Raw genomic sequence first — 12,403 nt, 5'->3', positions numbered from 1 at the left:
CGGGGTGGGCGGCCGTCTCCGTGCGTCAGACCGCCTTCACCACCTCGGGCCCCGTCCGGACACCGGCGCCCCACATCGCCGCCGCGCACAGCAGCGCCGGCGCCGCCGCCACCGCGCAGCACAGGGCGAGCGGCAGCCGGCCCACCAGCAGCCCCACCGCCGCCGTGCCGCCCGACGAGCCCGCGTTGAACGCGGTGTTGACCCAGGCGCCCGCCCGGGTGCGCCGGGCCGCGTCCGCCGACTCGTCCGCGATCAGGTAGGCGGTCGTGAGCGCCGGTGCGAGGAACAGCCCGGCCGCGCCGACCACGGCGATCAGCACGTACACGTTGCCCGCGAGACCGGCCGCCGCCACCGCGCCGGACAGCCCGGCGGCCGGCAGCGGCAGCCGCACCCCGAGCGGGGCCCGCCACCGCAGCACCCCGTAGGCCAGACCCCCGACGGAGCTCGTCGCCGACAGGGCGGCCAGCACCCAGGACACCGCCGACGCCCGGTGCATCGCCTCGGTGAGGGCCACCGCCAGCAGGTCGAGCGCCCCGAGGCAGAGCCCCACGGCCGCCGTCAGCAGCACGGCCCGCCGCAGCGCGGGCACGGCGCTCAGCCGCAGACCGGGCGCGGCCGGTCCGTCGGCCGCCGTGCGGTGGTCCGGCTTCCCGCGCGGCACGGCGTGCGAGGCCGCCAGCGCCCCCGCCCCCACCGCGATCAGTACCGCACCGGCCAGCACGGCGGCGGCGGGCCCGGTCACCGTCACCGCGACGCCCACCAGCAACGGCCCGGAGACGTACAGCAGTTCCTCGGCCACCCCGTCCAGGCTGTACGCGCGGCGCAGCAGCTCCCGGTCGGGTACGAGGTCGCTCCACACCGTCCGCATGACCGGGCCGAGCGGCGGAGTGCAGACCCCGGCCGCCGTGGCGAGGGCCCCGAGGACCACGGGGGACGTGCCCGGCCGCCAGGTGACCAGGGCGAGGACGGTGAGCAGCACCGCGTACAGACCGGCCATCGGCGGCAGGGCGCGGCGCGCCCCGTACCGGTCGATCAGCCCGGCACGGGCGGGGGACAGGAACACACTGGCGGCCCCGAACAGGGCCATCACGGTACCGGCGGCGGAGTAGGAGCCGGTGGCGTCCCTGACGGCGAGCAGCAGGGCGAGCGGGGCGATTCCGTAGGAGAGCCGCCCGGTCAGCGCGGCGGCGAAGGCGCGCGCGGCGTGCGGCACGCGCAGGACGGCGACGTACGAAGGAGTGGACACGAGGGTCTTCCTCGGGAGGGCGGCGCGGACTCGCCGCGCCACGGGTATGCGGGGACACCGGAGCGCCGCACCCAGTACGCCGGGCGCGGTCTCGACGGGGTCCTACGCACGAGGAAGAGACACGCGGGCAAGGTAGCAGAGCCCCGCCCTACCCGACGATCTCCGGATTGGCCGCCAGGATCTCCTCCGTGACCGCCCACAGCCGGGGCACGAAGCGCAGCACCTCGTCGCGGCGGGCGAGCAGGTCCCCGGTGTCCGCGATGCCGGTGAGGTCGGCGACCGCCTCCCGGAAGGCCGGGAGCCGGGCGGTGTGCAGCGCGGGCGCGTCCACGGCCAGCACGGTGTGGCAGCGGGCGAAGGTCGCCAGGATCCAGAACACCGCCTCCCGGTGGTCGCCCCGGTCGATCAGCTCCCGGCTGCCGTCGACGGCGACGGGCCGCGCCCGCTCGGTGAGGTCGCTGGTGAAGAAGAACGGCGTGCGTACGACGGGGGCGGTGGCGTCGAACGTCCTTGTCAGCTCGGTGAGATGGTGCCGGACCAGCGGTGCGGACACCTCCGCGCAGCCCAGGAGCGCCAGCAGCTCCGGATACAGCGCCTCCTGCCCGTAGGCGGTGAGCACGTCGCGCACGGCGGGGTAGCGCAGCCGGACGGTCGGGTTGCGCAGGGCGGCCACCAGCGGGAGGTGTGTGGTGACCCCGGTGGGGAAGAGCCAGGCCATCACGCGGGTCGCGAACGGCTGTGTGGTGTCGAGGGCGGTGAGACGGGTCTCGACGCGGTGCCGGGCGTCCAGACACCGCCGCCGTACGTGGTCCCGCCGGGCGAAGCGCGGTGCGACGTACGCGTGCAGCGCGCGCAGCCGCCCCGTGGGGTCGTCGATGACGGTGTCCCGGCGGAAGCCGCCCGCCAGGTGGTACGCGCCCAGTACCGCTTCCGGGTCGGCCAGCAGGGACCACGGCTCGTAGGTGATCTCCAGCAGCGCGCCCCGGTGCGGGAGCTTGCCGGGCTTCGCCGGGGCCTCGGCCCCCTCCGTCACCACGACCACGTCCACGTCCGAGGAGACCGGCAGCTCCGCGTCGTCCGGCCGCCCGACCGTGGACCCGCTGAAGTAGGCCCCCAGGTAGTCCGGCGCGGGGCGGGCGTGTGCGGCCACCCAGTGCGCGGCGGCGGCGCGCGCCTCTCCGATTCTCATGCCCGACACCTACGCCCCGGTCCGGCCCGGCGTCAAGGAACGGTCGGCCCGCCGCCGGTAACGTCGGCCGCGTTCACCGCCCCGTCCCCGAACGCCCGGTGAGGTACCCGATGCGCAAGATCGTCTACTGGATGTCGATGTCCCTCGACGGCTTCATCGAGGGCCCGGGCCGGAACATCGACTGGCATACGGTGGACGAGGAGCTCCATCAGTACTTCAACGAGCAACTGGCCGGTATGGGCGGCATGCTGGACGGGCGCGTCACGCATGAGCTGATGGCGGGCTTCTGGCCCACCGCCGACCAGGACCCCGCCAACGAGGGCCCGATGGCCGACTTCGCCGTCATCTGGCGGGACATGCCGAAGTACGTCTACTCACGGACGCTGGAACGGGCCGACTGGAACACCACCATCGTCCGCGAGGTCGTTCCCGAGGAGGTCAGGGCCCTCAAGGAGCAGCCCGGCGGCGACCTCGCCCTCGGCGGCGCCGATCTCGCCGCCTCCTTCGCGGCGCACGACCTGATCGACCAGTACCGCGTCTACGTCCACCCGGTCCTCATCGGCCGGGGCAAGCCGATGTTCCCGGCCGAGGAGACCCTGCGGCCCCTCCGCCTCACCGGCACCCGCACCTTCGGCACAGGGGTCGTGGAGCTCTGCTACGACCGCGCCGACCGGTGACGTCCCGGGGCGGGCCCGGGACGCCACCGCTCCGTCAGCGGCCCGCCTGGAGCGCCGCCCAGGTGCCGGGGCCCACGATCCCGTCGGCCGTCAGCCCCCGCCCCGTCTGGTAGGTGCGCACCGCGGTCGCGGTCGCCGGGCCGAAGCTGCCGTCCGCGTCCACGGTCGAGCCCAGCGCCGCCGTCAGGGCCCGCTGGAGCCGCTTCACGTCCTCGCCCGTGGCGTCCTCGGCGAGCTCCGGGGCCGCCCCGGCGGACAGCAGCGCGGTCCACGTCCTGGCCCCCACGACCCCGTCCGCGTCGAGGCCGTGCGCCGACTGGAACGAGGTCACCGCGGCCGCCGTGGCGGGCCCGAAGCTGCCGTCCGCCTCGCCCGCCGCGTAACCCTGGTCGTTCAGCAGGCGCTGGAGGGCGGTGACCTGAGGTCCCGTCGAGCCGGACCGCTGGGTCGTGTACGTGGTGAAGCTCAGCCCGTCCCGGGTCTCGCCGCCCGTCCCGGTGCCCTTGACCAGCTCCATGTAGCGGTCCCAGTCCCAGTACGGGCCGGGGTCCGTGTGGTCGTTGCCCGGGGCCTCGCTGTGCCCGATGATGTGCGCCCGGTCCTTCGGGATGCCGTACTTCTCGCACAGCGAGGCGGTCAGCGCGGCCGACGAGCGGTACATCGCGTCCGTGAACCAGGTCGGGTCGTCGATGAAGCCCTCGTGCTCGATGCCCAGCGCCGAGGCGTTGGCGCTGCGCGCGTGGTACGCGGTGTCGGCGTCCCGCACCATCTGGGTGATCTGCCCGTCCGACGACCGCACCACGTAGTGCGCGCTCACCTCGGACACGGGGTCCTGGAACCAGCTGATCGAGCCCGCGTACGAGCCCTGCGTGACGTGGACGACGATCTTGTCGATCTTCGCGGTCCGGCCGCTGGTGTAGTTGTTCGGGTCGGCCGGGACCCAGAGCGCGGCCGGGTAGTCGGCGCTCCGGGCACCGACGTCCGCCGCCGGGGAACCGTCCCGCTCGGGGAAGACCGGCCGCCCGGTCACCGTGATCCGCTCGCCGTCCGGGGTGAGCGCGTCGAGCCCGTCGGCCAGGAAGGTGTAGACCGAGTCCGCGTAGAGCGCGGCGGTCGTGCCCCGCGTACCGCTGTAGCGGGCGACGGCCGGGTACCAGGCGTCGAGGTCGTCGCGGTCCGCGGCGTCAAGGCCCAGCCCGTCCGCGTAACCGCGCAGCAGCGCCGCGCCGCCCAGGATGTTGGCGGCGGTGTCGGTGCGCAGGGTGGCGGCCGGTTCGCCGGTGAGGGCGGCGGCCCGTTCCAGGGTGTGCCGCACCGGGTTGCTGACCAGGTGCATCACCCCGAAGCCGCCCGCCTGGCTGGGGTGTCCGGCGTGGCCGTCGAGGCGGGTCTCGCCGTACCCGACGGCGGCGAGCAGATCGCGCGGTACGTCGAACGCCCTGGCGGCCCGGGTGAACGCCCGGTCCATCGGGTGCGCGGGGTCCGCCGCCGCGAGGGCCGGGGAGCCGGTCGCGGCGAGGACGGTGGCGGTGAGGGCCGCGAGGAGGGAGGCGCGGGTCCGGGTGCGGGCGGCGCGTGTGGGCATACCTGCTCCTGCTCTGTGGGGAGGGCGGACGGGCCAGGGGGCCGCGAAGCCTGCTCACGATAGAGAGCCACCGCGGGTATGACAATCAGCCCACGGGCGTGTTGAAGCGCGTGCACTCCGGCGGAGTTGACGGCCTGTGAGCACACGCGCGCCGCATGGGATTCGTACACCTGGACGGCAGCCCACCGCACGGGGGAACGCGGGCCGGGCCCGCCGCCGACAGGGCGTATAACAGAGAACTCCGGACCGGCCGGCGTCCCCGATGGCACTCACATCTCACGCGGCAAGGCGTCACCGCGTACGACAGCGGAGAAGCGCCCGATGAGCATGAGCACGGCAGACGAGATCAGCACCTTGCTGACGGCCAACTTCGGAACCGACCCCGTGGCGATCCGCCCCGACGTGCCCCTCAGGCAGCTCCGGCTGGACTCGCTGGCGCTGGAGGAGCTGCGGCTCCTCATCGAGGACCGGCTCGACGTCGACCTGGACGACGTCCAGCTCACCTCGCGCGACACCGTCGGCCAGCTGGTCGACGCCGTGCGCCGCAAGGCCGCCGCGTGACGGCCCCCTACCGCCTGCCGCCGTTCGCCGCGGCCGTCACCGGCATCGGCCTCGTCACCTCGGCGGGCGTCGGCGCCGAGGCCACCTGGCGCGCCGTGAACGACCCCGCGACCGCGCCCTGTGTGCCGCACCGGCCCGAACTGGCCGGTCTGCCCTGCGACTTCATGTACAGCGTGACCGGCCTCGACACCCGGGCCGTGCTCGGCGTCGCCGCGCACCGGCTGATGGACCGCTTCTCGCACCTCGCCGTCATCGCCGCCCGCGAGGCCGTCGCCGACGCGGGCCTGGACCCCGCCGTCTGGGACAGCGGCCGGGTCGCCGTCGTCATCGGCTCCGCCCACGGCGGCCTGCCCTTCTACGACGAACAGCACACCGTCCTCACCGAACGCGGCGCCCGCCGCGTCTCGCCCAAGCTCGCCCCGCTCACCGTCGTCAACGGCGCCGCCAGCAGCGTCGCCACCGACCTCGGCGCCCACGGCCCCAGCCAGGCCGTCTCCACCGCCTGCTCCTCCGGCACGGTCGCCATCGGCACCGCCCACCAGATGCTGCGCACCGGTGCCTGCGACATCGTCGTCGCCGGTGGCGCCGAGTCCGTCTGCTCCCGGCTCCTGATCGCCAGCGCCTGCAGCCTGAAGGCCGTCTCCACCCGCCTGGACGACCCGCAGGCCGCCTGCCGCCCCTTCGACACCCACCGCGACGGCTTCGTCGTCGGCGAGGGCGCCGGACTCCTCGTCCTGGAACGCCCCGAACACGCCCGCGCCCGGGGCGCCACCGTCCGCGCCCACGTCACCGGCTACGGCGCCTCCAGCGACGCCTACTCGGCCGTCGCCCCCGACCCCGACGGGCTCGGCATCGAACGTGCGCTGCGCACCGCCCTCGCGGACGCCGGGACCGACCCCGCCGCCATCGGCCACGTCAACGCGCACGGCACCTCCACCGTCTCCAACGACCTGATCGAGACGGCCATGCTCCGCCGGGTCCTGGGCGAGCACCCCCTCGTCACCTCCACCAAGGCGATGACCGGCCACACCCTCGGCGCCGCCGGAGGCATCGAGACCGCGCTCACGGTCCTCGCCCTTCAGCACCAGCTCGTACCGCCCACCGTCAATCTCGACGCCCCCGACCCGGACATCCCGGTCGAGGTGGTGAGCAAGGAGGCCAGGCCCGCGGCGTTCGAGGCGGCCGTCAAGACCTCGCTCGGCTTCGGGGGCCACAACGCGGCCCTCGTCCTCACCAGGTGACCGGGGCAAGGACCAGGGACCAGACCTCATGACCGAAGAGATCATCCGCACCCTCGCCGTCGACGGGCTGCGCTACCGCTACCGCGTCCTGCCGCAGCCCGCGCCCCGCACCGAACCGGTCGTTGTTCTCGGCGGCGCCCTCCAGGGCATCCACGGCTGGCCGCAGATGGACGAGCACCTCGGCCCGCACGCCTCCGTGATCACCCTCGACCTGCCCGGCATGGGCGGCGCCGACCCGCTGCCGCCCGGCACCGGCGACAGCCTCCTGTGCGCCGCCGTCACCGGCGTCATGGACGACCTGGGCGCCGACCGGGTCAATCTCTTCGGCTTCTCCTACGGCACGTCCATCGCCTTCGGCTGCGCCCGGCGCGACCCCGGCCGGATCGCCCGCCTGGTCCTCGGCGGCGTACCGTCGCATCTCGGCGACGCCCAGCGCGACGGCTGGAGCCGGGCCGTCGGACGGCTGGAGGCCGGGGACGCGGAAGGGCTCGCCGCCCTGACCGCCGAGGCGCTGATGTGCCTGGACCCCGAACGGCCGGTCCATAGGCGGGAGCTGGCCCTGCGCTATGTCCGCCGTTCCTTCGTGCACGCCCTCACGCACTCCCCGCACGCGGAGCGCTCACTGCGCCGGTCCCTGGAGCACCGCCCGGACTTCTCCGGCGGGCTGACCGGGGTCCCGGCGCTCGTCTTCGCGGGCGAGCACGACACCGTCACCTCGCCGGAGCGCCAGCGGGCCTTCGCGGCGACGATCGAGGGCAGCCGCTTCCTGACCATCGGCGAGTCGGACCACTGGGTCGTCCTGGAACGCCCCGACGACGTGGCGGACCTGGTGGCCCGCTTCCTGACCGACCGGCCGCTGGAACCCGCCCCCGCGCTGCGGCCGGTCGCCCCGCTGCCGCGCCCGCGTGCGGAGGCGGCGGTGGACGCGGTGGTGCCGCGGGCGGGCGGCTGAACCGCCCGCCCGCGGGCCGGATCAGTGGTGCCCGTGGTGCCCGCCGCCGTGACCGTGACCGTGGCCGCCGTGCCCGTTCCCGTGCTCCGGGGCGTTCACGTCGACGCGGACGATCTGCGGGTCGTGGTCGCTCGCCTGGTCGGCGAACTCCGCGTTGATGTGCACCACGTCGTAGTCGAAGCGGCGCACGCCCGGGCTGGTCAGGATGTGGTCGAGGGTCTGCGAGTTGCCCTCGTACACATAGCTGTACTGCTCGTTCTTCGGCAGCGTGGTGATCAGCGGCTTGAGGACCTTGCCGTCGGTCAGCGCGCCCACGGTGGGTGAGAAGGCGAAGTCGTTGAGGTCGCCGAGGACCACGACCCGCGCCGACTTGTCCGCCGTGAGCAGCGACTTGACGAAGGTGTTGACCTCCTTCGCCTGCTGCACCCGCTTGGTCTCCGAGCTGCGCACCGGCTCCTGGTAGCGCCCGTGCAGCGGCTGGTCGCCGCCCTTCGACGCGAAGTGGTTGCCGACGACGAAGACGGACTTCCCGTGGAAGCGGAACTCGCCGACCAGCGGCTTGCGGCTGTCGTCCCAGGCCGCGCTCTCGGGCGCGATCCGGCCCGGCGACACCGACAGCGTGACGCCCTTCCTCGTCTTCACGGCCGCGACCGGGGTCGTCGCGTCGCCGCCCGGACGGTCCACGAAGTCGACCCGCTTCGGGTTGAAGAGGAAGACGTTGCGGATGTTTCCGCCGGGCTCGCCGCCGTCCTTCCCGTCCTGCGGGGCGACATAGCGCCAGGAGTAGCGCGGGCCGCCCGCCGCGACGATCGCGTCCGTGAACCGTTTCAGCGTGGCCTCGGAGCCCACCGTGCCGTCGTTGAGCGCGCCGTTGTCGTCCTGGATCTCCTCCAGCGACACGATGTCGGGCGAGGAGAGGTTGACCGCGACGCCCTCGGCCAGCGTGTCGAACTTCGCCTGGTCGTCCAGCGCGTCGAGGTTCTCCACGTTGTACGTGGCGACCGCGAGCTCCTTGCCCTTCTGCTTGCGCGTGACCTCGCGCTTCAGGTGGTGGTCGGTGACCTTGCCGAGCGCGGTGGCCTGGAGGTTGTAGCCGCCGTACGAGTCGTAGTCCAGGACGCCCGAGGTGGTTCCGGCGAGCACGTCACCCACGTTCGCGGTCGGCACCGGCGCGGCCGGGTCCAGCGAAATGACCTTGATCCGGCCGGTGTTCTGGTCGGTGTACGAGGCGTAGAGCGTGCCGCCGCGCCGGGTCGGGTTCTGCTTCGGCTCGACCGTCACCCAGACCTCGTGGTACGCGGTCGTCGCGCCGGTCACGCGGGTGTCGGCGATCTGGACCCGGGTGCCCTCCAGGGACTCGTACAGGTCCAGCGCGTACGTCGACGGCTCCAGGGGCAGTGCGTCGATCGAGCCGCCCCCGGCCGAGGGCACGTACGTCGACGGCACCGCCTTCGCGTCCAGCACCACCGGCGCGGGCAGCGCGTTGCCGGAGGAGACGACCGTGAACTTCGGGGCGGTGATCTCGGTGACCGACTGGGTGGTGGACGACGGGTAGTACTCGTCCACGGTGCCGCTGACCAGCACGGAATCGCCCACCTGGACGGCCGGGGCGGCGGAGCCGGTGTAGACGAACACGCCCTCGCCGGTGCGCGGGTCGGCGTCCGGGGTGGTGTCCTGGATCCAGAAACCGCGCGAACCCGAGGTGCGGACCGCCGTGACGACGCCGGGGACCCCGGTGACCGGCTTGCCGTCCAGCGGGGAGACCCGGGTGGTGCCCTGGATGTCGTGGATCCGCACGGTGCCGGGCTCGGTGGGGTTGCCCGGGTCGCCCGGGTCCTCGCCGCCGCCCGAGGTCCCACCGGCCGCGTTGACGGGGGAGGGGGTCGCCGCGGCGAGGTCGGCGGCGTTGTCGTCGGTGTCCGCCAGCGAGGCCGCCCGCGCCACGGAAGCCGTGGCCGAGGTGCCCTTGGCCGGTCCGCTGCCCTCCCGGACGACCGCGGTGCCGTAGCCGACCAGGTCCACGATCCGGGTGTCGGCGGCGCAGTCGGCGGCCGTCTTGCAGGTCAGCGGGGCCGTCCCGGAGACCAGCGCCACGGTGCCGGCCGTGGCGGACATCGCGACGGTGCCCGTGGCGTCCGGGGTGGGCAGGGCCACCGTGCCGCCGGTGCCCGCCGCCTCCGCGACGAGATAGCGGCCGCCCGGCGCGACGGAACCGGTCAGCGCGGACACCTGCCACAGCGAGCCCGCCGACGGGGCACCCGGCAGGTACCGGACGCTGAGCCCGTCGAGGCCGTACGCGGCCGAGCCGGCGTTGGCCAGCTCGATGAAGTCGCGGGTCAGCGTCGCACCGGAGTTCCCGCCACCCCCGTACACCTCGGAGATCACGGCGGTCGCGGACGGGGCCGCGAAGGCGGCGGGCAGCGCGGTCGCCGAGAGCGTCACGGCTACCGCGCCGGCCAGCAGGGCGGATCGGGTGGTGGATATGCGCACGGAGAAGGCCCCTCAGAGTGTGGTGAGGGAGCACAAGCTATGCGCGTAGAACAGGCGATGACAAGGCATCAGGGGTGAATTCCGGAAAACGTTCGGTGACGTACGGAGCTGTCCAGGATGCGGCGATGGTTTGACCGGGTTGAGCCGGTCCGGCTACGTTGCGCGGCATGCAGCGATCCGCACACCTCACCACGCGGGGTCACATCGACCTCAAGAGGGTGTGCTCCGCCGTGTGTCACCGCGCCTGAGGCACCGCGCCCGCGCCCTCCGCGCCCCGGCCCGTGCCGCGCCGACACCGCGCCCATCGCCGCCCCCGAGGTCTGGAAGACACGGTGAAGAGTCTCTCCGCCCCCGTCCGCCGCTCCCACGAGACCCGCACCACCCCGCTGCGCCGCGCCGACATACCGGCCCCGGTGCCGGGCCGCCGCCCGACCGGCACCGGCTCCGTCCTCGGCGCGATCCTGGACCACGGGCCGGTCGCCCGGTCCACGGTCGCCCGCCTCACCGGCCTCTCGCCCGCCTCCGTCAGCGGGCACGTCGGCCGGCTGCTCGCCCGCGGACTGGTCCGGGAGGCCGCCGAGACCGCCGGTCCCAAGGGGCTCGGCCGGCCGCACATCCCCGTCGAGATCGACACCGGGAGCTATCTGGTGGCCGGGGCCCACATCGCCGTCGCCCACTCCACCCTCTCGCTGATGGACCTGCGCGGCCGGATCGTCGCCGAGGACCGGCGGCCCCACGGCACCACCGAACCCCACCGCCTCCTCGCCCAACTCGCCGACCGCCTGCCCTCGTTGGTGGCCGCGCACGCCGGCGGGCGGACCGTCCTCGCCCTCGGCCTGGCCACCGGCCACCGCGTCGACCCGGTCGACGGGGTCATCGTGGCGCACCCGCAGCTCGGCTGGCACGACGTCCCGGCCCGCGATCTGCTCGCCGCCGCGACCGGGCTGCCCGTCCATGTGGACAGCCACTCCCGAGCCCTGGCCCGGGCCGAGCAGCTGTTCGGCCAGGAATCGACGCGGGCCAGCACCGTCCTGCTCTTCGTCGGCGCGGTCGTGGACGCCGCCTTCGCCACCGAGGGCGCCCTGCACCGGGGACCGCGTTCCGGCGCGGGCAGCGTCGCCCATCTGCCCCTGGGCGCCGGGGGATCGGGCGGTGCGGAGCCGTGCTCCTGCGGACGGTCCGGCTGCCTCCAGTCGGAGGTCTCCGAGCGGGCCATGGTGCGGCGCGCCGCCGCCCAGGGGCTGGTGACCGGATCCTTCCCGGAGCTGCTGGACCGGGCGCTCGCCGGGGACGCGGTGGCGGTGGCGCTGTTCCTCCGGCGGGCCCGGCTGGTGGGGCGGGCGGCGGCCCTGCTCCTCGACATGTTCGACCCGGAGGTCCTGGTCGTGGTCGAGCCGGGGGCCGGGCGGATGCCGGAGTGCCTGGCCGGACTGCGGGCGGAGGTGGCCGCGCGGTCGGTGGTGTGCGACGACCCCGAGCGGGCCGTGGTGCCGAGCAGCTTCACCGGATCGGTCCTGGCCGTGGCGGGCGGGGCGGCGGCCCTCGGCTCCCTGTACACGGACCCGCTGGGGCCGTGGCCGGCGCTGCCCGCGGTGTCCTGATACCGGACCCGCCGCGCCTCTTCCGTAATCCGACTTAATTCAGTCAGTTGCATTGTTGACCGGCCGCGAACGCCGACGGGATGATGGATTCATGACCAGCCGACAGCGGAATTCAGCGAAAGCGTCCTCGATGACGCCGCGCTTCCGCTCGTCCGCGCCCGCCGCGCCGCGTTCTTGTCGCGGCCGCTGTCCGGGCCTCCGGTAAACACCCGCTGATATCCGGCGAACGCTCCGCGCGTCCGCGCGTCTCGCCGTGCGTATGCACGCCTTCGTGCAATTCCTGCTGCCTTTTCGTGCTGCCCTTTTCGGCTTTTCACCTTCGGGAGACACGTTGACCGTCACTGTGCCCTCGTACGCGGCTCAGGCCGCCGCCCCCGCCCCGGCGGGGATCGCCCCGGACCGCTTCCGGCAGGCGTTCCGCCGCTACCCCGCCGGGGTCGTCGTCATCACCACCGACTCCGGCCGCGGCCCGGTCGGCTTCACCGCGACCTCGCTCACCTCGCTCTCGCTGACCCCGCCGCTGATCTCGTTCGGCATAGGGACCACCACCTCGTCGTGGCCGCACTTCGAGCACGCCCGTACGGCCGTCGTGCACTTCCTCGGCGCCGACCAGCAGCCCCTGGCCGCCACCTTCGCCACCAGCGGCATCGACCGCTTCGCCGCCCCCACCCGCTGGCACCGCCTGCCAGGCGGCGAGCCCCTGCTCGACGGGGTGGCCGGCCATCTGCGGGTGGAGACCGAGCAGATCGTGCCGGCCGGTGACCACCGCGTCGTCATCGCCCGGGTGGTGGACGCCCAGCTCGACGAGGGCCGCGCCCCGCTGCTCTTCCACGACGGCTCCTACCTCTCCCTCTGACCGGA

10 protein-coding genes are annotated in these 12,403 nt (G+C 74.1%); 6 read left to right on the top strand and 4 right to left on the bottom strand.

All coding sequences use genetic code 11. From position 1 onward, the window contains the following. Positions 1–25 precede the first annotated feature (25 nt). Positions 26–1,246, bottom strand: coding sequence for an MFS transporter (locus tag OG867_RS04020; RefSeq protein ID WP_406282816.1), 1,221 nt, complete (start codon positions 1,244–1,246; stop codon positions 26–28). A 148-nt stretch (positions 1,247–1,394) separates the two neighbouring features. After that, positions 1,395–2,435 carry a hypothetical protein gene (locus tag OG867_RS04015; RefSeq protein ID WP_406282814.1) on the bottom strand — a complete coding sequence of 347 codons (1,041 nt, stop codon included), beginning with the start codon at positions 2,433–2,435 and terminating at the stop codon, positions 1,395–1,397. A gap of 110 nt (positions 2,436–2,545) precedes the next feature. Between OG867_RS04015 and OG867_RS04010 the strand changes: the two genes are divergently transcribed. Next, positions 2,546–3,112: a dihydrofolate reductase family protein gene (locus OG867_RS04010; protein WP_406282811.1), complete on the top strand. Its 567-nt coding sequence runs from the start codon at positions 2,546–2,548 to the stop codon at positions 3,110–3,112. 34 nt (positions 3,113–3,146) lie between these two features. Here OG867_RS04010 and OG867_RS04005 read toward each other — a convergent pair whose 3' ends face one another. Continuing rightward, the gene (locus OG867_RS04005; RefSeq protein WP_406282808.1) at positions 3,147–4,697 is read right to left on the bottom strand and encodes a peptidoglycan-binding protein; all 1,551 of its coding nucleotides are present in this window, start codon (positions 4,695–4,697) and stop codon (positions 3,147–3,149) included. A gap of 327 nt (positions 4,698–5,024) precedes the next feature. On the opposite strand from OG867_RS04005, the gene OG867_RS04000 reads away from it, so the two are divergent. The 3 genes from OG867_RS04000 to OG867_RS03990 are packed head-to-tail and all read left to right on the top strand — an operon-like array spanning position 5,025 to position 7,451. Continuing rightward, entirely contained in the window at positions 5,025–5,258 is a 234-nt protein-coding gene (locus tag OG867_RS04000; protein WP_026171182.1) for a phosphopantetheine-binding protein, read from the top strand. Next, positions 5,255–6,499 (top strand): beta-ketoacyl-[acyl-carrier-protein] synthase family protein, encoded by a 1,245-nt coding sequence (locus OG867_RS03995; protein ID WP_406282805.1) that lies wholly within the window; start codon positions 5,255–5,257, stop codon positions 6,497–6,499. Before OG867_RS04000 ends, OG867_RS03995 begins: the two co-directional genes overlap by 4 nt. Positions 6,500–6,527: 28 nt before the next feature. Then, complete coding sequence (locus tag OG867_RS03990) at positions 6,528–7,451, top strand: alpha/beta fold hydrolase (RefSeq protein ID WP_406282802.1); 924 nt, start codon at positions 6,528–6,530, stop codon at positions 7,449–7,451. A 21-nt stretch (positions 7,452–7,472) separates the two neighbouring features. On the opposite strand, the gene OG867_RS03985 is transcribed toward OG867_RS03990, so the two are convergent. Then, positions 7,473–9,941, bottom strand: coding sequence for an endonuclease/exonuclease/phosphatase family protein (locus OG867_RS03985; RefSeq protein WP_406282799.1), 2,469 nt, complete (start codon positions 9,939–9,941; stop codon positions 7,473–7,475). Positions 9,942–10,273: 332 nt separating this feature from the next. On the opposite strand from OG867_RS03985, the gene OG867_RS03980 reads away from it, so the two are divergent. Together OG867_RS03980 and OG867_RS03975 are read left to right on the top strand one after the other, a co-directional pair. Next, the gene (locus OG867_RS03980) at positions 10,274–11,542 is read left to right on the top strand and encodes an ROK family protein (RefSeq protein ID WP_406282796.1); all 1,269 of its coding nucleotides are present in this window, start codon (positions 10,274–10,276) and stop codon (positions 11,540–11,542) included. A 331-nt stretch (positions 11,543–11,873) separates the two neighbouring features. Beyond that, the gene (locus OG867_RS03975) at positions 11,874–12,398 is read left to right on the top strand and encodes a flavin reductase family protein (RefSeq protein WP_328903164.1); all 525 of its coding nucleotides are present in this window, start codon (positions 11,874–11,876) and stop codon (positions 12,396–12,398) included. Positions 12,399–12,403 lie beyond the last annotated feature (5 nt).

The organism is Streptomyces sp. NBC_00209, from assembly GCF_045206345.1.
In the GTDB taxonomy this organism is placed as follows: Bacteria; Actinomycetota; Actinomycetes; order Streptomycetales; family Streptomycetaceae; genus Streptomyces.
This window is presented reverse-complemented; position numbering and strand designations above follow the sequence as displayed.